The sequence below is a fragment of the Rhizobium sp. PAMB 3182 genome (assembly GCF_052908355.1).
Genome location: NZ_CM128607.1, coordinates 1,203,799 through 1,228,056 on the forward strand (window position 1 = coordinate 1,203,799; position 24,258 = coordinate 1,228,056).

Below are 24,258 nucleotides of genomic sequence, written 5' to 3' on the forward strand. Positions count from 1 at the left end.
GACTTAGCAAGGAGACGCGGGCTTGTCACCAGAAAAGCCGGAGATTTCTTGGCCTCCGCCGGCTTCAGCCGCGACGGGAACCGAAACGGCGGATGGCCAGCACGATGACGACCAGCACGGCAAGACCGCCGAGCGCGAAGGGGAAAACAGCATGGCCGGCCTCCGGCGAGAACAGGACGCTCCAGAGCATTTTCAAAAGCGCGCCGGCCGCGGCAACGGCAAGCCCCAGCACCCATGAGCGCTTCCAGAAGGCGGCGGCGAGTGCGACACAATAGGCGATGACTGCAAGGGCGCCGAAGACGGTCTGCGCCGTCCAACCCTGCGAAAGCAGGCTCCGCTCCATCGCCAGAAATTCCGTGACCTCGGCGTTCGGTTCTGTTGGCGGCGGGAACCAGAACATCGAGCTGAGGATCGCCAGCACCGAAGCCATGACGCCGGCAAGCGACCGGCGCCAGGCGAAATAGCAGAATGGCAGCACAAGCAGCGGGCGCGCGATCCAGGAGGCGGTATTGCGATGGCGCTCGAAGGCCCAGTCGAAGAACGTCTCGCTGGTGAAGAACACCGCCAGCAACATCACGATGAGCACCGCAAAGACAATGGCCAGCAGCCTGTCTGCCCGTTGGCTCATCACCCCTTACCAGCCGCCGCCGCCGCCACCGCCGCCACCACCGCCGGAAAAACCGCCGCCGGACGAAAAGCCCGAGGAGGACGACGAGGATTTCGGTGCCGGGATGGTGGAGGCGACCGTCGAGGCCATCGCTGACGGGAAGCGGCTGAAACTGTCGCCGAAGCGGCCGCCGTCGAAGCTGCCGCCGGAATACCAAGCGGGATGATAGGCGGCGGATGCGGCACCGGCGGCAACGGCTGCCGCAAGCCAGGCGTCGAAGGTCCGCGTCCAGGGCTTTTCCACGCCGAGGGCCACGGCATAGGGCAGCAGCTTTTCGAAATGCTGCGGCGACATTTTAGGCGCGCCCTGCATGTTCAGCCGGTCCTTCTCGGCGAGCGTCAGATACATCTTGAGCCCGTCAATGCCATCCATCATCTTCGTTCCGAGCGGGGTCGGCGCACCCATCAGGAAGAAGAAGACGACATTGGCGACGACGATGCCGCCGATCGCGAAGAACACCGGCAGTTCCTGCATCTCGACGAACGAGGTGGAGAACGTGCTGAGGATGCTGGTCAGCATGGTGAGGCCAAACGTGCCGATGAAGCCGAGCGCAATCACCGAGGCCACCTTCTGGGCCAGCGACCGGGCGCTGATGAGGTTGCGGCCGATGACGGCGGCGAAGACGCCGAGCACGGTGGAGGCGATGCCGAGGCCGAACAACGCGCCGAGCGTGTCGCTGTCGAAGGTGCCGAAGACAACCAGGATGACGATCGACAGGACGGAGAGAATGACGCCGGCGGCGATGTAGCCGGTGTTGAACTTGTAGTAACGGCCGCGATGCTCCTTCTCGATCGCGGAGCGGAAGCTCGAGCCCCGGCTCTGGACGGAGGGGCCGTTCGCCTTGTTGATCTGGAACTCCTGCCCTTCGCGGCTGAGCCCCGTCAAAAGCACCTTCTCGCCAGCCGGAAGCACCTCATCCACCGGCTTTGCCGTGCGGCGGATGATGATCGAGCTCTTGAGGTCGTCGAGGATGACGTACCCCTTGACCGCAAGATTGATGGCGGCGGCGGAAAAGGCCTGCCAGCCGGCACCCGAAAAGCCCTTGTTGTCGATGTAGTTGACGAGAGCGGGAGAAATGCCGTCAGGCGCGTCCCAGCGTGGTACGACGACCCCGCGTTCCGGGTCCTTGCCGACCTTTGTCCAGGATTTGAAATAGAAGCCGAGGACAAGGATGAGCCCGCCGAAGGAGAAGATATAGTTGCGGTTGTCCTTCAGGAACCACCAGGCCTCATCTTCCTGCGAGGGCGCGTCGAGCACGCCCTTGGGAAGCTTGACGCCGATCGTCAGGCCTTCCTCCGATCCGAGTGGCCTTGTGGTGCGGAACTCGACCACATTGCCAGACACGGAGGCGCGGGCATCCCTTTCCGTTTCGCCATAGGCGCCGGTGAAGGCGACGGTGTCTTCCACCTTGGCATCTTCCGGCAGGGTGACCGTGGCGCTCGCCTGCTGGATCGGGAAGATCCAGCCATTGCCGGTCACGTTCCAGTAGAGTTCGTCGTGATCGTCGAAATAGCGGACCTGGCGGCTGGTCTCGTAGGTGAAGACATAGGAATGGGCGCCGTAGTCGAGGAACACGTTCGGATCGCCGGCATAGATGCGGATGCCGTCGCTGATCTTCTCCGTATGATACGGCTCGTCGTGACCGTCGCGGGTGACCGAGATCAGGTCGAATTCGACGCTGACCTCGCGGCCCTGATCATCAAGGAAGGTCAGCGGAAAGTCGCGGAAAATGCCGCGGCGAATCTGGTCGCCTTCGGCAATGACGTCGATGTTCTCGCGCACGAGCATCGTTCCGGCCTGGTCGAGGGTGATGTCCGAATGGAAGTTGGTGATGACCTCGTTGGCCATGGCCGGCAGGGCGAAAAGCAAGGTGAGGAGAACGACGCAAAGCGTCTTTGCCCCTCCCCAACCCCTCCCCACAGGTGGGAGGGGCTTCTTTACACGCCGTCGCTCAGCGGCAGGCTGGACGCCGCGGCACATGTTCTCCCCCCTTGTGGGGGAGATGGCCGGCAGGCCAGAGGGGGAATGTCGTCTCATCTGATCGAGAAATCGCAAAACTGCCATCCTGTTCCCCCTTTTATGCATGCTCCTACCCCTCGAACTTGACCCCCAGCGAGCCGAGCGCATCCCAATAGGCGGGATAGGTCTTGGCGACACAGCCGGGGTCGAGAATGGTGACACCCTCGATCTTCAGTCCGGCCAGCGCGAAGCTCATGGCGATGCGGTGGTCGGCGAAGGTGTCGATATCAGCCGGCAGGCGCTGTCCAGCAAGGGCCGGATCCGAATTGACGACGAGATCGTCGCCCTCCTCGACCGCGAGGCCCGGGCGGATGTTGTTCAAACCGGTCGAAAGCGCGCGGATGCGGTCGCATTCCTTGACCCGCAGGTTCTCGATGCCGACGAAGCGCACCGGCGTCTCGTTGAAGGCGGCGAGAACGGCGAGCGTCGGGATGGCGTCCTGCATCTGGCTGCCGTCGATTTCCGCCGGCATATGCGGGAACTTCGCCATGAAATCACGCGACTTGGCGTCCGGCTGGGTGAAATCCGCCGTCGCCGTGCCGATGTCGATCCGCCCGCCGGTCAGCACTTCGGCAGCCCAGAGATAGGTCGCGGCGGATGCGTCCGGCTCGATGTGATAGTCGGCGGCCTTGTAGCCGGTGGGCAGCACGCGCCAGGTGGACGACGTCGGCTGTTCGACGCTCGCGCCGAAGGCCTCCATCGAGGCGATCGTCAGGCCGATATAGCCGCGCGCGCCGATGGCGGTTCCGGCAAGTTCGATGTCGAGCGGGCGGCTGCCGCAGGCAGCGGCCATCAGCAGGGCCGAGACATACTGGCTCGACAGTCCGGCATCGATGACCACGCGGTCGGCCTTGAAGCCGCCGGCGGCCTTGACGGTGACCGGCGGGCAGCCGGTCGGCGCATCGGCCTCGACGCCGAGCGCGTTCAACGCTGCCACCAGCGGCTTGATCGGGCGCTTGCGCATATGCTCGTCGCCATCGACCACGAAGGTACCGTCGAACATGGCGACGGCAGCCGTCAGGAAGCGGGTCGCCGTGCCGGCATTGCCGAGAAAGAGCGGGTTTGCGGGCGTGTTCAGCTTGCCCGACGAGGTGACCACGAAGGTGGTCGCATCCGGCTCCTCGACAGTGACGCCCATGGCGCGCAGCGCTTCGGCCATATAGCGGGTGTCGTCGCTCTTCAGCGCGCCGGTCAGGCGGCTGGTGCCCTTGGCGAGGCCGGCGAGCAGCAGCGCGCGATTGGTGATCGATTTCGAGCCGGGAGGGCTCACCTTGCCGGAAAGCGGATGGCCGGGCGGGATGACGGTCAGACGGTCCTTGTTCATTCTCTTCTCTTGCATGGCCAGGCGCTCAAGCCCGGCCTTCTTCTGTCTTAAAACTTCACCTGCGGCACGGCGCGGTCCGCCGGATCGGCGATCTCGAAATAGCCGGCCTTCTGGAAGCCGAACTGGTTGGCGATCAGGTTCGACGGGAAGCTGTCGACCTTGACGTTCAGCTGGCGGGCGGCGCCATTGTAATAGCGCCGCGACATCTGGATTTCGCCCTCGATTTCGGCAAGCGACTTCTGCAGCTCCAGAAAGTTCTCGTTGGCTTTCAGGTCCGGGTAGGCTTCGGCGATCGCCATCACCCGGCCGAGCGCCTGGGAGAGCATGCCTTCCACCTGCGCGCGGCCCGCCACATCGCCCGACGGCATCGCCTGGGCCTTGTTGCGCAGCTCGACGACCTCTTCGAGCGTCGACTTCTCGTGCGCGGCATAACCCTTGACGGTCTCGATCAGGTTGGGGATCAGGTCGGCGCGGCGTTTGAGCTGCACGTCGATGCCGGACCAGGCCTCCTCCGTCATCTGCCGGAAGCGCACAAGGCCGTTATAGGTCATCATGACGTAAAGCCCGACGACAACGATGATGGCAATGGTCACATACATCGAATTCCCTCCGCTCGGATCGGGCCCGGCGCCTGTCATGCCGATCGCCCCCGTTCAAAGCCGCATACATCATTTGTGAGCCGGAGACGAGTGCAAAGCTGCGGCGCGAAACTCCGCAACCCGAACGCCGGATGAACGGCTGCTTCAGCACGGGTTCAACGGCGATGCTCCAGGATCATCCCAGTTCAACAGCGCAATCCGGCAAGGGAGCCCGGAAAGCGTGGATGGCCGAGGGGGTCACGGACATGCTGCCGCTCATCAAGACGATCAATGCCGCCGCGCTGATGATCCTGTTCGTCGACTACGCGGTCGCGATGCAGACGGTCGAGCCGATGGGCATGCGGCGCTGCCTCCGGACGATGGCAAAGCAGGTGCCGACCGGCGCCTATCCGACGCTCAAGCCGTGATGGGAGTTGGGCGTGACGGTGACGGATAAAGTCAACTGACCCGTCACCCGCCAGCGGCCAGACTTCAGGCAGCCTTGTTCCAGTTCGCACCACCGGCATCGGTCAGCAGGAAGGCTTCGCCGCAGGCTTTGGCCAGCGTGCGCACGCGCAGGATATAGCTCTGGCGCTCGGTGACGGAGATCACGCCGCGGGCATCGAGCAGGTTGAAGACGTGACTGGCCTTGATGCACTGGTCGTAGGCGGGCAGCACGCATTTGTGCAGCGCACCGGGTTCCGACGGGCTGCCGGCGGCGAGCAATGCCTGGCATTCCTTTTCGGCGTCGATGAAATGCCGATGCAGCATCTCGGTGTTGGCGAATTCGAAGTTGTGGCGGGAATATTCCTGCTCGGCCTGCAGGAAGACCTCGCCATAGGAAATCTTCTCGTCGCCTTCGCGGCCGTTGAAGTTGAGGTCGTAGACATTGTCGACGCCCTGCACATACATGGCGAGGCGTTCGAGACCATAGGTCAGCTCGCCGGCGACCGGCGCGCATTCGATGCCACAGACCTGCTGGAAATAGGTGAACTGCGAGACTTCCATGCCGTCGCACCAGCACTCCCAGCCAAGCCCCCAGGCGCCGAGCGTCGGGCTTTCCCAGTCGTCCTCGACGAAGCGGATGTCATGCAGCAGCGGATCGAGACCGATTGCCGCCAGCGAGCCGAGATAGAGCTCCTGCAGGTTCGACGGGTTCGGCTTCAGGATCACCTGATACTGGTAGTAGTGCTGCAGGCGGTTCGGGTTTTCCCCGTAGCGGCCGTCCGTCGGGCGGCGCGAGGGCTGCACATAGGCGGCCTTCCACGGCTTCGGACCGAGCGCACGCAGGGTCGTTGCCGGGTGGAAGGTACCGGCACCGACTTCCATGTCGTAGGGCTGCAGAACCGCGCAACCCTTGTCCGCCCAGTAATTGTGGAGCGTCAGGATCAGCGCCTGGAACGAGCGCTTCGGGTTCATGTGGTCGGGAAGATCGGACGTCGCGGACATGGCAAAACCGGTAATTTATGGCTGGATTTCTGGTTGCGGTCAGTGCCATGGCCGGCCGCCGGGGTCAAGTGGCGGCGTCTTCTCAAGGGGGCCCTGCCTGCCAGCGGAAGGGATCGACGATCCGCAGCCGGCCCCTGATCACCAGTCCGTCGTGCAGGTCCTCGGAATAAAAGAGCTCGCATCCCGCTTCCAGCGCGGCGGCCAACATCAGCGCGTCGTAGAACGGCAGTTGGTGTTCCTCGGACAAGTCCAGCGCCTCGAAATGCGTTGCCGGGCCGATCGGCAGAATGACATCCGCAAGCGTCTCGAACGCCTGTGTCAGCGCGCGGATGTCATACCATCGCAGTCCCTGCTTGCGGAATGCGACATTGGCGAATTCATTCAGCCCCTGGACGCTGGTCACGAACGGCGCAGCGAGCAGCCCTTGCGCCACCTCCGCACGGCTGTCGTCGGTGATCGAATAGACGAGGATGTTGCTGTCGAGAAAGGGAGCGGCCATTCAGCGCTCGTTTGCGTCCTCGCGGCTGAACGTCCAGCCGGCGGGAAGCGGTTTCCTAAAGGACCGGATAAGCCTCAGAGCATTTTCCCGTGACGGGTCGAGGGCGATCTCGAACGCGCGTTCTCCGGCAATACGCACTTCGATGTCGTCACCCTCCTTCAGCTTCAGCGCCTCGGCGACCGAAGCGGGAATCCTGATCGCGAGACTGTTTCCCCATTTGGAAACCTGCATGGATCGTCTCCATTGATATACATTTGAACAGTATATCAAATACCGGACTTAGGTACAATCTCAAGCCAGTTGCGCCGGGGTCGGCCGGCCATGTCAAATAGAACCGTCAATCTTCGCTCTTCTTGTCCGGCAGGGAACTGCGCTTGGTGGCGGCCAGCTCTTCCAGTTCCTTTTCCGTCATGCTCTCATACATGTCACGCGAGGCTCCCTTGAGGTCAGCCTTCTTCGCCTCGCCGCGCTTGGCCGCAAGCGCCGCGCCTGCCGCCTTCTGCTGTGCTTTGGATTGTGCGGGCATCGCCGTCTCCTTCCGTTATCCATGAAGGATAACCGGATTGAGGGCGGTTCGGTTCCGCAGCCTACTCGTCGTCGCGCTTGACGCGGTATTCGCCGGTCACGGGGTCTTTCACCAGCGTGCCGTCGGCGCCGTTCTTCTGTTCCTTGCGGACACGCTTGTTCTTCTCGGACAGCTTTTCGGCGTCCTTGACGAACTTCTTGTAGAACAACCACCCGGCAATGCCGAAGAGAATCCAGAATAAGAGAACCGGCATTTCCGTTCAAACTTTCGAATTATAACCCGTAGCGGCCCCACAATGCCTTTTCTTCTGCCGTTTCGGCAAGAGCCGCGATGGCGGAAGCGCCGACGCGGTCCGCAGCACCATCGAGAATGGAGGCGCCGGGCTGGCGGCGGCCGAAAATGTCGCGCGGGGCGGTGATCAGTTCGAGCTTGGCCTTGTCGCCGAAACGGCGGCGGATTTCGGTACGCATGTCGGCGAGCCCGTCGATCAGGCCGAGGTCGAGGCCGCGCGTTCCGGTCCAGAACAGGCCGGAGAAGATCGTCGCGTCATCGGCGAGCTTGCCGGCGCGGCGCTCCTTGACCATGTCGATGAAAACCTTGTGGATTTCGAGCTGCAGCGTCTTCAGATACTCGATGTCGCTTTCCTTTTCCGGCTGGAACGGATCGAGGATCACCTTGTTCTCGCCGGCGGTATAGACGCGGCGTTCGACGCCGATCTTCTTCAGGAGTTCCGGGAAGCCGAAGCCGCCGGAGACGACGCCGATCGAGCCGACGATCGAGGTCGGATCGGCGAAGATCTCATCACCGGCGAGCGCGATCATGTAGCCGCCGGAAGCCGCCACATCCTCGACGAAGATCAGCACCCTCTTGTTCTTCTCTGCTGCAAGCGACCGGATGCGCTGGAAGATCAGCCGGGACTGCACCGGCGAGCCGCCGGGCGAATTGACCGAAATCGCGACAGCCGGCGCATCCTTCTTCGAAAACGCCTTCTCCAGCACGCCAGCGGCGCTCGCGAGATTGAGCGCGGGGCGCAGCTGGCTGCCGCCCGCCATGATCGTGCCGTGCAGGCGCACGACCGGGATCACCGTTTCGTTGCTGCGGAAGCGTTTGGGAAGAAGGCGCTTGATGAAGCGGGCCATAGAGAAAACCTCTGATATTTCGAAATCCGTTACCGCTGATTTATGTATCCGGCCGGCAAACGCAATGGCTGCAGGCCGAAATCAGCTGCCTTTTCTTGGGTACGCCGCCCGGCCGTTGTTCAGGTCGTCGACGAAGGCGGAGAACTTGTGCGTGCCTTCGTCATGCATGACGAGCGGCATGCGGATATTGAGCCGCGCCCGCGATCCCTTGATGGCGGTCACGAGGATGCGCACCGCATTTTCGCCATCGCGCGGATGGATGGGCGTGATCTCGATGCCACCGAAACGCCGGCCACAGGCCGCGATGATCTCGCCGACCGATTGCGGCCTGGCGATCAAAGACAGCTGGCCGCCGGGAACCATGATCGCGCCGGCGGTGCGGATCCAGCGCTCGAACAGATCGTCGGTCATCGCATGCGCCTCCGCTTTCAGCGCATCCGGCGTCCTGCGATCGCCGGCGTCGTTGAAGGGCGGGTTCATGATGACGTGGTGGAAGACGTCGTCGGCAAGACCGGCGGCAAGCCGCGCCTTGCCGGTCAGCGTCACGTCCGCCTCGATGACCTCGACGCGGGAGGCGAGATGGACATTTTCCGGCAGGCCGAGGCTTTCCCGGGCGTAATCCGCCATTTCGGCGGACCGCTCGAACAGCGTGACGCTCGCTTGCTTGAGCCTGGAGGCGACGGCCATGCCGGCTGCACCCGCTCCCGCGCCAAGATCGGCGACGCGGCAGCTGCCGTGATGGTCGACCAGCGAGGCAAGCAGCATCGCATCCATTCCGGAACGATGGCCCCTGCCCTTCGGCTGGACCACGTGGAAACCACCGCGGTGAAACGCGTCGACAGTTCGCTCGACCCGCTCCGGCAAGCCCGTCATTCGTTCAGTCCCCGCTGCGCAATTCTGCGGCGAGACCGGCATCGATGCAGATGCGGCGCGCCTCGTCGGCCCTCTCCTCGTCCACAAGAAGACGGCGCGGCAGCATGCCGAGCGAGCCTTCCAGGATGCTCATGCCCTGATCGGCGACGAAGCATTGAATGCCGGCATCCTTCATCAAACTCTCCACGAAGGACAGCACAACGGCATCATTGGTTCTGATAAGTTCATACATATGGTCGATTTCTCGCCTATTTTCCGGGAGATGGACAATTCGCCTCTTGCCGCCACCATGCCCCCTTTCTATTGTCTTTTTCGAAATTGGAATAGGAGTCCGGTGCGTTGGGCGTCGTCATACCGCTTGAAGAAAACAAAAACAAACAGGCTTCCATCAAGCCGCTGGTCGACCTGACCAAGGCAGACATGGAGCGCGTCAACCAGCTTATCCTGTCGAAAGCCGGTTCCGATGTGCAGATGATCCCGGAAGTTGCCCGCCACCTGATTTCGTCCGGCGGCAAGCGCCTGAGACCGATGCTGACGCTCGCCTCGGCCGCGATGTTCGAATACCAGGGCGAGGACCATATCAAGCTCGCCACCAGCGTCGAGTTCATGCACACGGCGACGCTCCTGCATGACGACGTGGTCGACGAAAGCGATCTTCGCCGCGGCAAGTCGACGGCGCGGATGATCTGGGGCAACCAGGCAAGCGTGCTCGTCGGCGACTTCCTGCTCGGCCAGGCCTTCCGCATGATGGTCGAGGTTGGCTCGCTCGACGCGCTCGACGTCCTGTCGACCGCGGCCTGCGTGATTGCCGAGGGTGAAGTTCTGCAGCTTTCCGTCGCCAAGCACATGGAGACGACGGAAGACGACTATCTGGAAGTCATCAAGGCAAAGACGGCGGCGCTGTTTGCGGCCGCTGCCGAAGTTGGCCCGATCGTCGCGCGTACCAGCAAGTCGGAGCGCAACGCGCTGAAATCCTATGGCATGAATCTCGGCCTCGCCTTCCAGCTGGTCGACGACGCGCTCGACTATGGCGGCAAGGCCGCCGATCTCGGCAAGAATGTCGGCGACGATTTCCGCGAGGGCAAGATCACCCTGCCGGTCATCCTAGCCTACCGCCGCGGTACGGCGCAGGAACGGGCGTTCTGGAAGGACGCCATCGAGAACGGCCAGAACGGCGACGAGAACCTCGGTCAGGCGCTGGCGCTGATCAACAAGTACAACGGCCTCAGCGACACGATCGCCCGGGCGCTGCACTACGGCGCGATTGCCCGCGACGCACTGGCACCGCTGCCGGATTCGGCCTGGAAATCCGCCCTGATGGATGTCATCGACTTCACCATCAGCCGTGTCAGCTGACCGCTTCCCGGCATTTTAGTCGAATTTTAACCGTGTTGGGCCGGCGCGCGGGTGAACGGCCGGGTGCGCTTGCGACCAGAGCGCAAAAAAGCCATTCTATTGTGAATGAGTGGGTGAATCGTCCCGCCTGATGCACCTGATGAAAGGTCCTTCTACATGCAGCATAGACTGACGTTGCGCCTCCTGTCCCAAGCGGCCTTCGCCGCGGTCCTGCTCCTTGGCGCAGCGACTGCCAAAGCCGAGACCCTGGCGCCGACGGAGGACGCCGGCCAGCTGGTGAAAGCCGATACGATCAACACGTTTTCCGGGGCTTTCCTTGCCGCGCGCACGGCCGATGTCGATCAGGACTATGCCAATGCGGTCATCCTCTACAAGCGGGCGCTCGATTTCGACGCGGAGAATGCCGACATCGAACAGCGGTTGATGATCTCCTACCTGCTGAATGGCGATTTCAAGGACGGCGCCAGGCTGGCGGAGAAGCTCAAGAAGGACGATTCGATCGAACGGGTGACGACGGTCATCCGCGGCCTGAACGCGATCAAGGGCAAGGAATACAACGCTGCCAAGCAGATCCTGAAATATGAAGGTCCGAACGATCTCGACAAGATGATGAACGAGCTGCTGATCGCCTGGGCGGAAGCCGGGGCCGGCAAGCCGAAGGAAGGCATTGCGCTCATCAACAAGATGAAGGGGCCGAAATGGTACGGCATCTTCAAGAACTACAATGCCGGCGCGATGTCGCTGGTCGCCGGTGATATCGCCGGCGCACGCAAATACTGGAACGACGCCATTCTCGACCGCCCAGGCGGGGCAACGGCGCCGGATACCTATTTCCGCTCCGTGCTGGCACTGGCGGCACTGGAAGCCGGACAGGGCAACACCCGCAAGGCGCTCGACGCCATCTCCGTCGGCGACGACTTCTTCAACAATTACGCGCCGCTGAAGGCGCTTCGCGACGAAGTCACCAAGGGCGGCAAACCGGCCCAGCAGATCACCAACGCGACCGAAGGCGCTGCCGGCGTACTGTTCAGCATTGGTGGCGCGCTGAACCGCGGCGGCTCGGAGGACATCGTCTCCCTCTACCTGCAGGCCGCACGCGCGCTCGACCCGAAGAGCGCCGACACGCTGATCCTGCTCGGCGGCATTGCCGAGGACCAGAAGAAGACCGCGAAGGCGATCGCCTATTACAAGGACGTGCCGGAAGGCTCTCCGATGCGCCGCCTGTCCGAACTGCAGCTGGCGCTGACGCTTTCGAGCACCGGCGAGGTGGATCAGGCCAAGCAGCACATGGACAAGCTGATTGCGGCCGATCCGACTGATATCCGCAGCTACCTGACCTATGGCGCGATCCTGTCTGACGCCAAGGATTACAAGGCGATGGCCGCCAATTACGACAAGGCCGTCGAGGTTATCGGCCCGGTGCCGCGGCAGAACGACTGGCAGGTCTTCTTCCAGCGCGGGATCGCCTATGAGCGTCTGAAGGAATGGCCGAAGGCCGAACCGAATTTCCTCAAGGCTCTTGAGCTGAGCCCGGATCAGCCGCAGGTGCTGAACTATCTCGGCTATTCCTGGGTCGACATGAACATGAACCTCGACAAGGGCCTGGAGATGATCCAGAAGGCCGTCGACCTGAGGCCGGACGACGGTTACATCGTCGACTCGCTCGGCTGGGCCTATTACCGCATGGGCCGCTATGACGACGCCGTCAACGAACTGGAGCGCGCCATCCAGCTGAACGCATCCGACCCGACGATCAACGACCATCTGGGCGATGCCTACTGGCGTGTCGGACGCAAGCTGGAGGCGATCTACCAGTGGAACCAGACGCTGGCCTTCAAGCCGGAAGAAGGCGAGATCGTCAAGATCCAGAACAAGATCGCCAACGGCCTGCCGCCGATCCAGGACGAGGATGCGCAGTCGTCGAGCACGCATGACGCGCCGACCCCGCCGCCGGCCGAAGAAGACGTGCCGGGCAAGAACAAGTCCTGAGGGGCGTCATGCATGCCGCAACAGGCGAAGAACCGCTCGTCGAACACGCGCGGGCGAAACTGAACCTTGCCCTGCATGTGACCGGCCAGCGCCCTGACGGCTACCACCTCCTGGAAAGCCTGGTGGTCTTTGCCGAGGCAGGAGACCGGCTTACCTTCACCGCCTCAGCTGCGGACAGCCTGACGCTGTCCGGTCCGTTTGCCGCCTCCCTGCCCCCGCCGGACGAGAATGACGGCAACTTGGTGACGCGGGCCCGCGACCGGCTGCGGGCATTGCTGGCGGACCACGGCACGACGACGAAGCCTGTTGCCATCCATCTGGAAAAGAACCTGCCGGTCGCCTCCGGAATCGGCGGCGGCTCGGCGGATGCGGCGGCCGCGATCCGCGGGCTCATGCGGTTCTGGAGCGCCGACGCCGTGGACCCGGCACGCCTTTCGCAACTGGCGCTCTCACTTGGCGCCGACGTGCCGATGTGCCTTTCCGGCCGTCCGCTGGTGGCGCGCGGGATCGGCGAGGAGATCGAGACGCTCCGGGACTTTCCCACGTTTCATCTCGTCCTCGTCAATCCGCTGAAGGAAGTGTCGACGCCGGCCATCTTCCGGCGTCTGACGGAAAAGAACAATCCGCCACTGCCGACGTTGCCGAGCGCGGGCCCCGCAGACGCGAAGGCGTGGATCGACTATCTCGCGGCCTGCCGCAATGACCTGCAGCCGCCGGCCGAAGAGGTTCTGCCGGAGATCGCGAACGTGATCGCGATGCTGACTGAAGGCGGTGCGCTGCTTGCGCGCATGTCCGGCTCCGGCGCGACCTGCTTCGGGCTCTACACCGATCAGCAGGCGGCACAGCAGGCAGCAGACGCCCTTCGGCAAGCGCGGCCAGAATGGTATGTTGAGGCAACGCAGACAACGGAAGACCGGACATGAGCACGACGCAAACCGAACGCCCCTTCATTCCCGTTGGCATCGCCGTGCTGACGGTATCGGACACGCGAACGCTTGCCGATGACCGCTCCGGCGACACCCTGGTGGCGCGGATCGCTGAGGCCGGACACCGGCTCATCGACCGGGCGATCGTGCCCGACGACAAGGACCGCATTCGCGCGCAGGTAGAAGCCTGGACGCTGTCTGCAGACATCGACGTGGTGATCACCACAGGCGGTACGGGCTTTACCGGCCGCGACGTGACGCCGGAAGCGCTGGAGCCCCTGTTCGAAAAACGCATGGACGGTTTCTCGGAGGTCTTCCATCGCATCTCCTTCGACAAGATCGGCACGTCGACGATCCAGTCGCGGGCGACGGGCGGGGTGGCGAACGCCACCTTCATCTTCGTGCTGCCGGGCTCGCCCGGCGCCTGCAAGGACGCCTGGGACGGCATTCTGAAGGCGCAGCTCGACTACCGCCACATGCCCTGCAATTTTGTGGAAATCATGCCGCGCCTCGACGAACACCTGCGCCGTAGCTGACGCACAACTCATGGCGAACGGTCAGGCCGCCCGGGCAGCCCTGGCCACCCATGACGGGATGACTTCGCTGCTCAGCGTCTTCGCCTTGCTGCTGGCGGCGACCTCGGCCAGATGCTTGCCGGACCGGACGAGATCGAGCGCCTGGCGCTTTGGAATGAGGAACCCGTATTCCAGCGGCTTGCGGCCGCGGCGAAAGCGCTTGAGGAACGGCAGGCGGTAATTGCGCGAGGGTGAGAAGCGGGCCGGCAGCTTGTTCAGCGACAGGTATTCGAGCAGTTCCTCGACCCAGCCGGTCTGCGGCCGCGCACCCGGTTCGAGCAGGAGTATCCACTCGCCCCGCGCCTTGCTGACCACCTCACCCAGATCCCAGTCTTCGTGATAGCGGCAACCTGCCGCCTCGGCCACCCGGGCAGATCCGTCCTGCGACCCACGGTCGAGCACCACGACGTCGCTGACCAACCCTTCAACAGCTCCGGCGACCAGCACTGACAGGGTCTGCGCCAATTCCGGTTCCTGATCCTGGCATTCCATGATGACTGTCAACATGGGGTTATGATTATCGCGCCGCACAACCGAATGCCACAAAAAAATAAAGTTCTGTACTTGCTTTGTTCTCATTTCCTCGTTACGAATTAGAACAGAGACGAGGGAACAAGCAGATTCCCTTAACGGAGAAGTCCCAATGGCAAGCTTGAACCATTCGGGGCAGGACGCTTTTGCGCCTGCCAATACGGCTGATATTGCCAATTCGCTGATCAAGACATCCGGCCTGCGGATCGACATCGATCGCCGCAAGGGACGCGGTGCGGGGCTAAACCCCGGCGGCCGCTTCGAGAAGCATGAGACCGTCAGCTTCGACGACGGCTGGAGCACGCTGGAAGACCTGCCCGTCTTCAAGACCGATGTGCAGGTTGAAAAGCCGCGCTCGATCATCACCCGCAACGAATCCCCCGACATTCCCTTCGACCGTTCGATCAACCCCTATCGCGGTTGCGAGCACGGCTGCATCTATTGCTTCGCCCGGCCGACGCATGCCTTCATGGGGCTTTCACCGGGGCTGGAATTCGAGTCCAAGCTGTTTGCCAAGCCGGATGCCGCAAAGCTTCTGGAGCGGGAGATTTCCAAGCCCGGCTACCGTCCACGGGCGATCGCCATCGGCACCAATACCGACCCCTATCAGCCGGTGGAGAAGGAATGGCGGATCATGCGCCAGATCCTCGAAGTGCTGCTGGCCGCCAGCCATCCCGTCGGCATCGTCACCAAGTCGGCGATGGTGATGCGCGACATCGACCTCTTGTCGAAGCTCGCCGAGAAGGGCCTCGCCAAGGTGACGATCTCCGTGACGACGCTCGACAGGAAGCTGGCGCGGGCAATGGAACCACGGGCAGCGACGCCGGCCAAGCGGCTGGAGACGATCAAGGCGCTTTCGGATGCCGGCATTCCGACGGGCATCCTGACGGCGCCGATCATTCCCGCGCTCAACGACCACGAGATCGAGCGGCTGCTCGATTCCGGCAAGGCAGCGGGCGCGTGCGAGGCCGGCTACGTGCTGCTGCGCCTGCCGCTGGAAGTCAGCCCCCTCTTCCGCGACTGGCTGCTGCAGCATTACCCGGACCGCTACCGTCACGTCATGTCGCTGGTGCGCTCCATGCGCGGCGGCAAGGACTACGACGCCGAGTTCGGCAAGCGCATGAAGGGCGCCGGTCCCTATGCCTGGCAGATCAGCCGGCGCTTCGAACTGGCGACCAAGCGGCTGGGTCTCGCCCGCCGGCAGATGCCACTGCGCGACGACCTGTTCGTGCCGCCGGACGGCGGCGGTGTGCAGTTGTCGCTGCTCTAGACATAAAGCTTTCCGGGAGGTTCCGCCTGCCTCTCCTCCCGGATAGCCCCCGGATGCCGCCAGGATGCGTTCCCGTTCCACCCGCCCTTGTGCGGGGACGCTCCCTCGGGCTGCGATATGACTTCCAGCCCGATCCGGGGGCTTGCAGGAAATCGAGGCGGCGTGCAAACGTCCGCGTATGAAACGCCGCACGCCGCCCGATTCTCCTGACCTTTTCCCGCCGGCCATTGGTCCCGACTTCGATATCGAGACGCGCAAGAAGAAGGCCGGCTACTGGCCTGTCGCCGGCGCCGACGAAGCCGGCCGAGGGCCGCTCGCCGGTCCCGTGGTGGCCGCGGCTGTGATCCTCGACCCGGACAATATCCCGCTCGGCCTCAACGATTCCAAGAAGCTGTCGGCTGCCAGACGCGAGGCCCTGTTCGAGGAGATCCTGACCTCGGCGCTTTCCGTCGGCATTGCCTCTTCCGGACCGGCGCGCATCGACCGGACGGACATCCTGAAGGCCAGCCTTGACGCCATGCGCCGCGCGGTCCTGGGCCTCACGCTCAAGCCGGCCATGGTGCTGGTCGATGGCCGCGACGTGCCGAAGGGCCTGCCCTGTGCCGGTGACGCCATCATCAAGGGCGATGCCCGCAGCCTGTCGATTGCGGCTGCCTCCATTGTCGCCAAGGTGACGCGCGACCGTATGATGGAAGAGGCTGACCGGATCTTTCCGGCCTATGGCTTTGCCGGCCATGCCGGCTACGGAACCGCCATCCACAGGGCCGCCATCGAACTTCACGGCGGCTGCAGACTTCACCGCATGAGCTTCCGGCCCCTGCGCAAGGACTGACATCAGACACCAGATCCACCACGAACGAAAAAGGCCGGGTCAGACCCGGCCTTTTCAATATCAGTTGGCTTGAGGCCAGGCCTCAGTTCAGGCGCGTGCGAACCTGTTCGACCGACGCGTTGAACAGCTTTTCCTTGACGTTGCCATCCACCTTGTCGGCCAGAACCTTCTCGGCGGCGGCAATGGCCAGATCGACGGCTGCGGAGCGAACCGCGTTGACGGCGTCGGTCTCGGCCTGCTTGATCTTCTGCTCGGAAAGCGCGTTGCGACGGGCGACGTAGTCTTCCGTCTTCTGCTTGGCTTCCTCGGCCAGCATCTTCGCTTCGCGCTCGGCGACGGCGACAATGCTTGCGGCTTCGGCTTCGGCTTCCTTGCGCTTGCGCTGGTATTCGGCCAGCAGGTGCTGAGCCTCTTCGCGCAGGCGCTTGGCTTCCGCCAGCTCGTCACGGATCTGGCCGGCGCGGTCGTCGAGCGACTTTGCCAGCATGCCCGGAACCTTCAGGTAGACGATACCGACGATGAAGATCAGGAATGCGACGAAAGCGAAAAATGTTGCATCAAAATGCATCGTGTTACGCTCCCTTGCCCATAGACAGGCCAGCGACCGCAGCCGTGGCGTCTGCCTGGTTGCCGCTGACGCCGATCAGTTCGTCGACGATCGTCGCCGCGGTTTCCGCAGCGATCGTGCCGACGTCGTTGAACGCCTTGGCCTTGATTTCGGCAATGCTTGCTTCAGCGGCGGCAAGCTTTTCGGCAAGGCTTGCCTCCAGCGCGCTGCGCTCGGCATCGGCCTTGGCCTGAGCCTCGTCACGTGCCTTCGACGCAATGGCGCCTGCCTTGGCCTTGGCGTCCGCCAATTCCTTTTCATAGGTCGCGATGGCCGCGTCGGCATCGCCCTTCAGGCGAGCCGCTTCGTCGAGATCCTGGGCGATCCGGTCGTGCCGGTTTTCCAGGATGCCGCCGATCTGCGGAACGATGACCTTCTGCATCAGCAGGTAGAAAAGGCCGAACGTAATCGCCAGCCACAAGAGCTGCGACGGAAACGTCGTATGATCGAATGGCGGGAACACACCGGTTTCGTGACCGGCCTCTTGGGCTACGCCGGTCTCGGTATGCACCTCGCCTGCGGCCGGTGCCGTCTCGGCATAAGCCGGGGTCACAAACATGCTCACCTCCAGGTGTCCTGCAAATGCAAAGGATCACGGGAGAGGCATGAAGCCCGCCCGTGATCCGGAGCTTTACGCTGTATTAGACAGCGAACAGCAGGAGGAGAGCGATGAGCAGCGAGAAGATGCCCAGAGCTTCCGTAACGGCGAAGCCGAATACGAGGCGGCCGAACTGGCTGTCAGCTGCAGACGGGTTACGCAGAGCGCCGGACAGGTAGTTGCCGAAGATGTTGCCGAGGCCGAGAGCCGTGCCGGCCATACCAAAGCAAGCCAGGCCTGCGCCGATGTACTTTGCTGCTTCCGCTTCCATGTGTGAACTCCTTCGAAATGGTTGTTGCGGCATTTTAGGTGCCTGACCAGGCACCGATGACTTCAATTCTCAGTGCCCGCCGGGATGGATCGCATCATTGAGATACATGCAGGTCAGAACGGCGAAGACGTAGGCCTGCAGGAAGGCGACGAGAAGTTCGAGGGCGGTCAGGGCAACCGTCATGGCGAGCGGCAGGATTGCCCCGCCAACACCGAGTGCACCGAGAGCGCCAAGCGAGGCAACGAAGCCCGCGAAAACCTTGAGCGTGATGTGGCCGGCCAGCATGTTCGCAAACAGACGAACCGACAGCGAAACCGGACGCGACAGGAACGAGATGATTTCGATCGTTATCACCAGCGGCAGCAGCGCGCCGGGCACACCCGACGGCACGAAGAGCTGGAGGAACCCGAAACCATGCTTGTAGAAACCGTAGACCAGCACCGTGCCGATGACGAACAGCGCCAGCGCGAAGGTGACGACGATCTGCGCGGTCACGGTGAAGAAGTAGGGCACGAGGCCGAGAAGATTTGCTGTCAGAACGAACATGAACAGCGAAAAGACGAGCGGGAAGAACTTCATCCCGTGGCTGCCCGCGCCTTCCCTTAGCATCGAGGCGATGAATTCGTAGGACATCTCTGCTGCGGACTGCATGCGCGTCGGGATCAGGCCGCGGCGCGTGGTCGACAGGTAGAGGAAACCGGATGCTGCAGCGACAGTCGCCACCATGAACAGCGAGGCGTTGGTGAACGAGAAATCAATTCCACCGATTTCGATCGGAACAATCTTCTGGATCAGGAACTGGTGGGTCGGATCGTTGGACACCTTGAGCTCTCTCTCACGTTGCCCGCCTGAAAGCGGAAGCCTGTTTCATTTCACGGATGCTTTCAGCCCGGGGCCGAAGCACACTTCTTATTTATGTACGTCACGGTCGATCGGATGCGGTGTCGTCACCTTCCCGCTCGCCCGCAACACATTCAACACACCGGCACAGAAGCCAAGCAGGAGCAAGACGATAAGCCCCCATGGCGACGTACCGGCCAGCCAGTCGAGAAGATAGCCCAGCAACCCGCCGACGATGATGGCAGAAATGAATTCGCTGGAGAGTTTCACGGCCATCGCGTAGCCTTTACGGCTTTCCTCGGCCCTGATTTCCCCCGCCTCATCCATCTCCGCATCCTTGCGCACGGAAGCGATTTCAGCTCCCAGCCGCTTGCGGCGTTCTTCCAGACTCTCGTCGCGGTCTTCGGTCATCCTACCCATCCCAATCCGGCCGGGGCCCCCGCCCCTTCTGGACATTCAAATGGCGTGGGTCGATACCTTCTGGCCCGTTTTGAAGTCGCGCGCAACATAGTTTTAGGTTTCCGCATAGTCAAGGCGTAGACCACGCTCAATGCACGACAAAAATACCTATGAAAATCATGCATTTAAATCGCGACTGCAGCGATATAGCGAAAGTTTGGCACAAAAACGCGCCAGACTGCCGGCGGAATGTCCCGACCGGCAGTCTGTTAAGTCTGTCTTTATATAAGGAACAGGGCCGAAGTCCGTGGTCAGCTCCAGCCGCCGCCATAGGTGCGGTAGAAGACATGCAGTCCGATGCGGCCGACCTTCTCCATGGTCTTTGCCCAGCGCGGCCGGACATAGACGGCGTGGTAGTGCGTCGCCGATCCCACTTCCGGCAGCCAGATCTTGCCGGACGTGGTCGCCATCGCCACTTCGCGGGCGACCTTCCAGTGGTAGGTGGAGTTGATCCGGTCGCGAATGTTGTCGCAGGCAAAGGAAAACTGGCAGCGGTTGCGCCAGTCCTTGTTCTGGTAGACGACGCCGCAGACCGTGTCCGGATAGGCGGGATTGCGCACCCGGTTGAGGATCACCTGGGCGACGGCGGCCTGCCCCTTGACGGATTCGCCGCGGGCTTCGAAGTAGATGCCGGACGCCAGGCATTGTTGCTCGCGGGCGGAAAAGACGCCTTCGGGCAATACGGTCGCCACCCAGGCATGGTCACCGGCTTCCTTCGGCGGCACGAAGCGGCCGGGATCCTTCGGCTCCTTGCGCAGGATCGAATCGAACGGCGAGGCCCTCGTGTAATCCGGCTTCGACGGCGCGTAGGCCGAGGCAAGCACATCGCCACTGTCATGGTTCATCAGCGCAACCAAGGCAGCCGGCGGGGCGGGCATGGACTTGTCGGCCTTCTTGTCCTTGCGGAACACCGACGCGATCTGCGTCTGGTGTTCGCCCTTCTTCGGTCTCAGGAACGAGGTGCGCTTGTTGCCGGCCGCAACCGGCGAGAAGAACAGCTTGACCCGGCCGGTGATCGAGCCGGCGGTAAACTCCGCCGGCGGCAGCATCGGCGCGACAGCGACGATGCGGCTCTTCTTGTCGGCGCGCATGACACGCTCCTCATCCGGCGTGTCCGATTTCGGCTTGGCTGAATTGCGGATGGCGACCTTTTCGCCATTGGGAAGGATAATGCCGGCATCGTGGCCGATCGCGCCCGTGATGATAGGATCGTTGAACGCCAGTTCGGCGTCATGGACCGAGCCGGACGGCGCCTTGGTCAGCACCATGTTCCAGCTTTGCGGGCCGCCATCGACCCCGCTCAGCAGACCGGCCAGATCCGCATAGGCGGCGACGGACGGAAAGGAAAGCCAGGCGGCGATGCCGAAGACGACCGGCGAAACCCAGGCTCCCTTGCGGCGCCGGTACGAGTACTTCCTACGCAACACGCTACTCCAACAAAACTCTCTACACGGGGAAAAATATCTCTCATTAACCTTGATGAGCGGTTAACGCCGGAGAAAGCATGCGGAAGACCGCCCCGAAAAGGCGCGGATTGGCGCCAGTTCGGGTAAACGCCGGCAGGCGAAAGCGGTGCTAGATGATGACCTGGGTACCGAGCTCGACGACGCGGTTGGCCGGCAGGCGGAAGTAATCCGAGGGGTCGGCCGCGGTGTTGGCAATCGCGATGAACAGCTTGTCCTGCCAGAGCGGCATGCCGTGCTTGGCGTCCGGCACGAGCTTGCGCCGGCCCAGATAGAAGGAGGTCGACATGATGTCGAACTTCAGGCCGGCCTTGCGCAGATAGCCGAGGGCCTTCGAGACGTTCTGCGTTTCCATGAAGCCGAAATGCAGCTCCACCCGCCAGAAGCGCTCCGAGATCTTGTCGAGGACGTAGCGGTCCTCCTCCCTCAGCCGCGGCTTGTTGATCGTGCGGATCGTCAGGATGATGTTGCGCTCGTGCAGCACGTGATTGTGCTTGAGATTGTGCATCAGCGCCGGCGGCGGCGTATCGGGATCGGATGTCAGGAAGATCGCCGTGCCGGGCACCGAGACCGGCGCATGGTCGCTCTTGCGCTCGATCGACTGCAGGAACGGCATCAGCCGCAGGTCCTGCTGGGCGATCTTCGACGAGATCAGCCGCGAACCGCGCCACCAGGTCCACATGATGAGCGTGAAGAAGCTGGCGAGCAGCACCGGCACATAACCACCCTCATGGATCTTCAGGAGGTTGGCGCCGAGGAAAATCAGTTCCAGACAGAACAGCGGCAGCAGCACCAGGACGGCGACCGGGGTCGGCCATTTCCAGCGCACGCGGGCGAATTCGAAGAACAGGATGGTCGTAACCACCATGGCGCCGGTGACGGAGAGACCGTAGGCGGTGGCCAGCCGGTCGGAACTCTCGAAGCCGAGGACGAGAACGGTGACGCCGAAGAGAAGCACAGCGTTGACCGCCGGCAGATAGATCTGCCCGGTGTTCGTCTCGGAGGTAAAGAGGATATCGAGGCGCGGCAGGAAGCCGAGGTGGATCGCCTGGCGGGTCAGCGAAAACGCGCCGGTAATGACCGCCTGGCTGGCGATGATGGTCGCCGCCGTCGCCAGAAGCACCACGGGCAGCAGCGCCCATTGCGGGAACATCAGGAAGAACGGATCGCTTGCGGCTTCCGGCGTCTTCAGGATGAAGGCACCCTGGCCTAGATAGTTCAACGTCAAGGCCGGGAAGACGACGACGAACCAGGCGAGCTGGATCGGCCGCCGGCCGAAATGGCCGAGGTCGGCGTAAAGCGCTTCCGCCCCCGTCACCGTCAGGAACACCGCGCCAAGCACGATCAGGCCGAGCGTGCCCTCGCGCAGCAGGAAGGAGACGGCATGGACCGGATTGAAAGCCTGGAAGATCGCCGGATCGTCGAAGATGTGCGACACGCCGCCGGCCGCCAGCACGATAAACCAGATCAGGGTGATCGGCCCGAAGAAGCTGGCAACCGTGCCGGTACCCCGCGACTGGATCGCAAAGAGGCCGATCAGGATGCCCAGCGAGATCGGCACGATGAACTCGGATAACCCGGGCGCCGTCAGCTTCAGGCCCTCAACCGCGGACATGACGGAGAGCGCCGGAGTGATCATGGCATCGCCAAGGAACAGTGCGGCGCCGGCCAGGCCCATGAACATCAGCAGCGCCGTGTGGCCGTTGCCGGTCTTCATCAGCAGCGCCAGCAGCGAGAGCGTCCCGCCTTCGCCGTCATTGTCCGCCCTCAGGAGCACAAGGACGTATTTGATCGTCACGATGATCGTCAGCGACCAGATCATCAGCGAAACGAGGCCGATGATTTCCGCGCGGGCGATGCCGTCGAACGCGATCGGGCGCAATGCCTCGCGGAAAGCATAGAGCGGGCTGGTGCCGATATCGCCGTAGACGACGCCAATGGATCCAAGTGTCAAAGGAAGAAGTTTGCGCGCGCCCTCATCTTTCGGGCCGTGCGCCGCATACTCAGTGAAATCAGTCATCAGAGTGCAACAGGTGGGAGGTCCTGCCTCATGTCTAGGGAGCCGCAACATAGTGAAATTGCCAAAGACACGCCAGCCCCCTGCGCTATTCTGACGCCAAAAGCCTGTGAAAATGCGCTTGAATTCCGCAGAGAAGCCATAATTCTCGCGGCGAAATTCAAATCATTTCTTCATTAAAACAATAGGATAGTCTGCATTTAACCTTTCCGCCCGATCGGGCGGTCGGCTTTTACTCGTCAAAGACAATGGACGGCGCGGCCGGCTGGCGTTTTTCTCCGACCGACTGCCAGACCTTCTCGGCGATGGCGCGGTAGACCCTGGCATGCGGCCCATCGGGCACGGAGACGACGACCGGCGTTCCGGCATCCGAGTTCTCGCGGATTTCCATCGTCAGCGGCACCTCGCCGAGGAACGGCACGCCGATCTTTTCGGCTTCGGCGCGAGCGCCGCCATGGCCGAAGATATCGTGGCTGGTACCGCAGTTCGGGCAGACGAAATAGCTCATGTTCTCGACGACGCCGAGAACCGGGATTTCGACCTTGTTGAACATGTTGACCGCCTTGCGGGCGTCGATCAGCGCCAGGTCCTGCGGCGTCGAGACGATGACGGCGCCGGCGAGCGGCACCTGCTGGGCCATGGTCAGCTGCGCGTCGCCGGTGCCCGGCGGCATGTCGACCACGAGCACGTCGAGATCGCCCCAGGCGACTTCGCGGAGCATCTGCATCAGCGCCGACTGCACCATCGGGCCACGCCAGATCATCGCCGTGTCTTCCTCGACCAGGAAGCCCATCGACATGGCCTTCAGCCCGTAATTTTCCATCGGCCGGATGACCCGGCCGTCGATCTGCGTCGGACGTCCGGTGATCTTCAGCAAACGCGGCACCGAGGGGCCGTAGATGTCGGCATCCAGAAGGCCGACCTTCAGGCCGTTCGCCTGAAGACCGAGCGCCAGATTGACGGCTGTGGTCGACTTGCCGACGCCGCCCTTGCCGGAGGCGACCGCGATGATGGCGCCGATGCCCGGAACGCCCGCCTTGCCACGCGGCTGACCCTGACTTCCTTGGACCTGCCCGCCGTGAGCGTGGCCTGCATGGCCATGGCCGGCGTGGGCAGCCTGCGGTGCCGGACGCTCAGGCGCCGGATTGGGCGTGCCGGCCTTCTTGTCGGCCGTCAGCGTCGCCAGGACCCCGGTCACCCCGGGAATGTCTTTCACCACCCGCTCGGCGGCCTGGCGCAGCGGCTCCAGCTCGCGCGCCCGCTCGGCCGGAACGGTGATGGAAAAATACACCTTGCCGTCGGCGATGAAGGCATCGGACACCATGCCGAGACTGACAATGTCACCATCCAGATCCGGCCCGCGGACCGACTTCAGTTTTTCCATGACCTGCTGTTTGGTGATTTCGGGCATGCTGTCCTCGCTGCACATTTCTGGTGCAGTAGATAGTCA

At 62.9% G+C, this 24,258-nt stretch carries 28 protein-coding genes; 7 read left to right on the forward strand and 21 right to left on the reverse strand.

What is annotated here, in order from left to right:
• Positions 1–64 precede the first annotated feature (64 nt).
• The 4 genes from ACU5AZ_RS06090 to ACU5AZ_RS06105 form a co-directional block, all read right to left on the reverse strand.
• Complete coding sequence (locus ACU5AZ_RS06090; protein WP_446825127.1) at positions 65–628, reverse strand: hypothetical protein; 564 nt, start codon at positions 626–628, stop codon at positions 65–67.
• 6 nt (positions 629–634) lie between these two features.
• Positions 635–2,587, reverse strand: coding sequence for a DUF2207 domain-containing protein (locus tag ACU5AZ_RS06095; protein WP_446825128.1), 1,953 nt, complete (start codon positions 2,585–2,587; stop codon positions 635–637).
• A 169-nt stretch (positions 2,588–2,756) separates the two neighbouring features.
• Positions 2,757–4,010, reverse strand: a complete 1,254-nt coding sequence (aroA, locus tag ACU5AZ_RS06100) for a 3-phosphoshikimate 1-carboxyvinyltransferase (RefSeq protein ID WP_446825129.1) — start codon at positions 4,008–4,010, stop codon at positions 2,757–2,759.
• Positions 4,011–4,057: 47 nt separating this feature from the next.
• Positions 4,058–4,609: a LemA family protein gene (locus tag ACU5AZ_RS06105; RefSeq protein WP_446825130.1), complete on the reverse strand. Its 552-nt coding sequence runs from the start codon at positions 4,607–4,609 to the stop codon at positions 4,058–4,060.
• Positions 4,610–4,833: 224 nt separating this feature from the next.
• Here ACU5AZ_RS06105 and ACU5AZ_RS06110 point away from each other — a divergent pair, with 224 nt between their 5' ends.
• Positions 4,834–5,016, forward strand: coding sequence for a hypothetical protein (locus tag ACU5AZ_RS06110; RefSeq protein ID WP_446825131.1), 183 nt, complete (start codon positions 4,834–4,836; stop codon positions 5,014–5,016).
• 64 nt (positions 5,017–5,080) lie between these two features.
• On the opposite strand, the gene ACU5AZ_RS06115 is transcribed toward ACU5AZ_RS06110, so the two are convergent.
• The 8 genes from ACU5AZ_RS06115 to ACU5AZ_RS06150 form a co-directional block, all read right to left on the reverse strand.
• Entirely contained in the window at positions 5,081–6,037 is a 957-nt protein-coding gene (locus ACU5AZ_RS06115) for a glycine--tRNA ligase subunit alpha (protein WP_446825132.1), read from the reverse strand.
• A gap of 82 nt (positions 6,038–6,119) precedes the next feature.
• Positions 6,120–6,536 (reverse strand): PIN domain-containing protein, encoded by a 417-nt coding sequence (locus ACU5AZ_RS06120; protein WP_446825133.1) that lies wholly within the window; start codon positions 6,534–6,536, stop codon positions 6,120–6,122.
• A complete protein-coding gene (locus ACU5AZ_RS06125) occupies positions 6,537–6,767 on the reverse strand; it encodes an AbrB/MazE/SpoVT family DNA-binding domain-containing protein (RefSeq protein WP_446825134.1) in 231 nt (76 codons plus the stop codon). It lies immediately after the preceding gene.
• Positions 6,768–6,873: 106 nt separating this feature from the next.
• Entirely contained in the window at positions 6,874–7,062 is a 189-nt protein-coding gene (locus ACU5AZ_RS06130; RefSeq protein ID WP_446825135.1) for a DUF3008 family protein, read from the reverse strand.
• 61 nt (positions 7,063–7,123) lie between these two features.
• Positions 7,124–7,315 carry a hypothetical protein gene (locus ACU5AZ_RS06135; protein ID WP_446825136.1) on the reverse strand — a complete coding sequence of 64 codons (192 nt, stop codon included), beginning with the start codon at positions 7,313–7,315 and terminating at the stop codon, positions 7,124–7,126.
• 19 nt (positions 7,316–7,334) lie between these two features.
• On the reverse strand, positions 7,335–8,201 hold the full coding sequence (locus tag ACU5AZ_RS06140) for a S49 family peptidase (protein WP_446825137.1): 867 nt from the start codon (positions 8,199–8,201) through the stop codon (positions 7,335–7,337).
• Positions 8,202–8,282: 81 nt separating this feature from the next.
• Positions 8,283–9,074: a tRNA1(Val) (adenine(37)-N6)-methyltransferase gene (locus tag ACU5AZ_RS06145; protein ID WP_446825138.1), complete on the reverse strand. Its 792-nt coding sequence runs from the start codon at positions 9,072–9,074 to the stop codon at positions 8,283–8,285.
• Positions 9,075–9,078: 4 nt separating this feature from the next.
• Complete coding sequence (locus tag ACU5AZ_RS06150; protein WP_446825139.1) at positions 9,079–9,306, reverse strand: putative signal transducing protein; 228 nt, start codon at positions 9,304–9,306, stop codon at positions 9,079–9,081.
• Positions 9,307–9,413: 107 nt separating this feature from the next.
• Between ACU5AZ_RS06150 and ACU5AZ_RS06155 the strand changes: the two genes are divergently transcribed.
• The 4 genes from ACU5AZ_RS06155 (at position 9,414) to moaB (ending at position 13,881) form a co-directional block, all read left to right on the forward strand.
• Positions 9,414–10,430 carry a polyprenyl synthetase family protein gene (locus ACU5AZ_RS06155; RefSeq protein WP_446825140.1) on the forward strand — a complete coding sequence of 339 codons (1,017 nt, stop codon included), beginning with the start codon at positions 9,414–9,416 and terminating at the stop codon, positions 10,428–10,430.
• 156 nt (positions 10,431–10,586) lie between these two features.
• Positions 10,587–12,419 carry a tetratricopeptide repeat protein gene (locus ACU5AZ_RS06160; protein WP_446825141.1) on the forward strand — a complete coding sequence of 611 codons (1,833 nt, stop codon included), beginning with the start codon at positions 10,587–10,589 and terminating at the stop codon, positions 12,417–12,419.
• A gap of 8 nt (positions 12,420–12,427) precedes the next feature.
• Positions 12,428–13,342, forward strand: a complete 915-nt coding sequence (locus ACU5AZ_RS06165) for a 4-(cytidine 5'-diphospho)-2-C-methyl-D-erythritol kinase (protein WP_446825142.1) — start codon at positions 12,428–12,430, stop codon at positions 13,340–13,342.
• Complete coding sequence (gene moaB / locus ACU5AZ_RS06170; RefSeq protein ID WP_446825143.1) at positions 13,339–13,881, forward strand: molybdenum cofactor biosynthesis protein B; 543 nt, start codon at positions 13,339–13,341, stop codon at positions 13,879–13,881. The genes ACU5AZ_RS06165 and moaB overlap by 4 nt, the downstream gene beginning before the upstream one ends.
• A gap of 21 nt (positions 13,882–13,902) precedes the next feature.
• Here moaB and ACU5AZ_RS06175 read toward each other — a convergent pair whose 3' ends face one another.
• Complete coding sequence (locus ACU5AZ_RS06175) at positions 13,903–14,427, reverse strand: glycosyl transferase (RefSeq protein WP_446825144.1); 525 nt, start codon at positions 14,425–14,427, stop codon at positions 13,903–13,905.
• A gap of 136 nt (positions 14,428–14,563) precedes the next feature.
• On the opposite strand from ACU5AZ_RS06175, the gene ACU5AZ_RS06180 reads away from it, so the two are divergent.
• Positions 14,564–15,721 carry a PA0069 family radical SAM protein gene (locus tag ACU5AZ_RS06180; protein WP_446825145.1) on the forward strand — a complete coding sequence of 386 codons (1,158 nt, stop codon included), beginning with the start codon at positions 14,564–14,566 and terminating at the stop codon, positions 15,719–15,721.
• A gap of 178 nt (positions 15,722–15,899) precedes the next feature.
• The gene (locus ACU5AZ_RS06185; RefSeq protein ID WP_446825146.1) at positions 15,900–16,553 is read left to right on the forward strand and encodes a ribonuclease HII; all 654 of its coding nucleotides are present in this window, start codon (positions 15,900–15,902) and stop codon (positions 16,551–16,553) included.
• An 82-nt stretch (positions 16,554–16,635) separates the two neighbouring features.
• On the opposite strand, the gene ACU5AZ_RS06190 is transcribed toward ACU5AZ_RS06185, so the two are convergent.
• The 8 genes from ACU5AZ_RS06190 to apbC form a co-directional block, all read right to left on the reverse strand.
• Positions 16,636–17,121 (reverse strand): F0F1 ATP synthase subunit B, encoded by a 486-nt coding sequence (locus ACU5AZ_RS06190; protein WP_446825147.1) that lies wholly within the window; start codon positions 17,119–17,121, stop codon positions 16,636–16,638.
• A 4-nt stretch (positions 17,122–17,125) separates the two neighbouring features.
• Positions 17,126–17,719 carry a F0F1 ATP synthase subunit B gene (locus tag ACU5AZ_RS06195; RefSeq protein WP_446825148.1) on the reverse strand — a complete coding sequence of 198 codons (594 nt, stop codon included), beginning with the start codon at positions 17,717–17,719 and terminating at the stop codon, positions 17,126–17,128.
• Between the two features lie 82 nt (positions 17,720–17,801).
• Positions 17,802–18,029 (reverse strand): F0F1 ATP synthase subunit C, encoded by a 228-nt coding sequence (locus ACU5AZ_RS06200; protein WP_006466154.1) that lies wholly within the window; start codon positions 18,027–18,029, stop codon positions 17,802–17,804.
• A gap of 69 nt (positions 18,030–18,098) precedes the next feature.
• Entirely contained in the window at positions 18,099–18,851 is a 753-nt protein-coding gene (locus ACU5AZ_RS06205; RefSeq protein ID WP_446825149.1) for a F0F1 ATP synthase subunit A, read from the reverse strand.
• Between the two features lie 87 nt (positions 18,852–18,938).
• Positions 18,939–19,280 (reverse strand): AtpZ/AtpI family protein, encoded by a 342-nt coding sequence (locus ACU5AZ_RS06210; protein WP_446825150.1) that lies wholly within the window; start codon positions 19,278–19,280, stop codon positions 18,939–18,941.
• Positions 19,281–19,579: 299 nt separating this feature from the next.
• Positions 19,580–20,752: a cell wall hydrolase gene (locus tag ACU5AZ_RS06215; RefSeq protein ID WP_446825937.1), complete on the reverse strand. Its 1,173-nt coding sequence runs from the start codon at positions 20,750–20,752 to the stop codon at positions 19,580–19,582.
• 151 nt (positions 20,753–20,903) lie between these two features.
• Positions 20,904–22,811, reverse strand: coding sequence for a potassium transporter Kup (locus ACU5AZ_RS06220; RefSeq protein ID WP_446825151.1), 1,908 nt, complete (start codon positions 22,809–22,811; stop codon positions 20,904–20,906).
• Positions 22,812–23,040: 229 nt separating this feature from the next.
• Positions 23,041–24,219, reverse strand: a complete 1,179-nt coding sequence (apbC, locus tag ACU5AZ_RS06225) for an iron-sulfur cluster carrier protein ApbC (protein ID WP_446825152.1) — start codon at positions 24,217–24,219, stop codon at positions 23,041–23,043.
• Positions 24,220–24,258: the final 39 nt, after the last annotated feature.

Excerpts from the sequence above, each read along its gene's own strand:
- ACU5AZ_RS06135 (WP_446825136.1), bottom strand. The coding sequence starts at position 7,315 with ATGCCGGTTCTCTTATTCTGGATTCTCTTCGGCATTGCCGGGTGGTTG.
- aroA (WP_446825129.1), bottom strand. The coding sequence starts at position 4,010 with ATGAACAAGGACCGTCTGACCGTCATCCCGCCCGGCCATCCGCTTTCC.
- ACU5AZ_RS06125 (WP_446825134.1), bottom strand. The coding sequence starts at position 6,767 with ATGCAGGTTTCCAAATGGGGAAACAGTCTCGCGATCAGGATTCCCGCT.
- ACU5AZ_RS06165 (WP_446825142.1), top strand. The coding sequence starts at position 12,428 with ATGCATGCCGCAACAGGCGAAGAACCGCTCGTCGAACACGCGCGGGCG.
- moaB (WP_446825143.1), top strand. The coding sequence starts at position 13,339 with ATGAGCACGACGCAAACCGAACGCCCCTTCATTCCCGTTGGCATCGCC.
- ACU5AZ_RS06180 (WP_446825145.1), top strand. The coding sequence starts at position 14,564 with ATGGCAAGCTTGAACCATTCGGGGCAGGACGCTTTTGCGCCTGCCAAT.
- ACU5AZ_RS06090 (WP_446825127.1), bottom strand. The coding sequence starts at position 628 with ATGAGCCAACGGGCAGACAGGCTGCTGGCCATTGTCTTTGCGGTGCTC.
- ACU5AZ_RS06220 (WP_446825151.1), bottom strand. The coding sequence starts at position 22,811 with ATGACTGATTTCACTGAGTATGCGGCGCACGGCCCGAAAGATGAGGGC.
- ACU5AZ_RS06150 (WP_446825139.1), bottom strand. The coding sequence starts at position 9,306 with ATGTATGAACTTATCAGAACCAATGATGCCGTTGTGCTGTCCTTCGTG.
- ACU5AZ_RS06210 (WP_446825150.1), bottom strand. The coding sequence starts at position 19,280 with ATGACCGAAGACCGCGACGAGAGTCTGGAAGAACGCCGCAAGCGGCTG.
- ACU5AZ_RS06140 (WP_446825137.1), bottom strand. The coding sequence starts at position 8,201 with ATGGCCCGCTTCATCAAGCGCCTTCTTCCCAAACGCTTCCGCAGCAAC.
- ACU5AZ_RS06175 (WP_446825144.1), bottom strand. The coding sequence starts at position 14,427 with ATGTTGACAGTCATCATGGAATGCCAGGATCAGGAACCGGAATTGGCG.
- ACU5AZ_RS06200 (WP_006466154.1), bottom strand. The coding sequence starts at position 18,029 with ATGGAAGCGGAAGCAGCAAAGTACATCGGCGCAGGCCTGGCTTGCTTT.
- ACU5AZ_RS06190 (WP_446825147.1), bottom strand. The coding sequence starts at position 17,121 with ATGCATTTTGATGCAACATTTTTCGCTTTCGTCGCATTCCTGATCTTC.
- ACU5AZ_RS06195 (WP_446825148.1), bottom strand. The coding sequence starts at position 17,719 with ATGTTTGTGACCCCGGCTTATGCCGAGACGGCACCGGCCGCAGGCGAG.
- ACU5AZ_RS06120 (WP_446825133.1), bottom strand. The coding sequence starts at position 6,536 with ATGGCCGCTCCCTTTCTCGACAGCAACATCCTCGTCTATTCGATCACC.
- ACU5AZ_RS06105 (WP_446825130.1), bottom strand. The coding sequence starts at position 4,609 with ATGTATGTGACCATTGCCATCATCGTTGTCGTCGGGCTTTACGTCATG.
- ACU5AZ_RS06160 (WP_446825141.1), top strand. The coding sequence starts at position 10,587 with ATGCAGCATAGACTGACGTTGCGCCTCCTGTCCCAAGCGGCCTTCGCC.
- apbC (WP_446825152.1), bottom strand. The coding sequence starts at position 24,219 with ATGCCCGAAATCACCAAACAGCAGGTCATGGAAAAACTGAAGTCGGTC.
- ACU5AZ_RS06145 (WP_446825138.1), bottom strand. The coding sequence starts at position 9,074 with ATGACGGGCTTGCCGGAGCGGGTCGAGCGAACTGTCGACGCGTTTCAC.
- ACU5AZ_RS06185 (WP_446825146.1), top strand. The coding sequence starts at position 15,900 with ATGAAACGCCGCACGCCGCCCGATTCTCCTGACCTTTTCCCGCCGGCC.
- ACU5AZ_RS06115 (WP_446825132.1), bottom strand. The coding sequence starts at position 6,037 with ATGTCCGCGACGTCCGATCTTCCCGACCACATGAACCCGAAGCGCTCG.
- ACU5AZ_RS06110 (WP_446825131.1), top strand. The coding sequence starts at position 4,834 with ATGGCCGAGGGGGTCACGGACATGCTGCCGCTCATCAAGACGATCAAT.
- ACU5AZ_RS06130 (WP_446825135.1), bottom strand. The coding sequence starts at position 7,062 with ATGCCCGCACAATCCAAAGCACAGCAGAAGGCGGCAGGCGCGGCGCTT.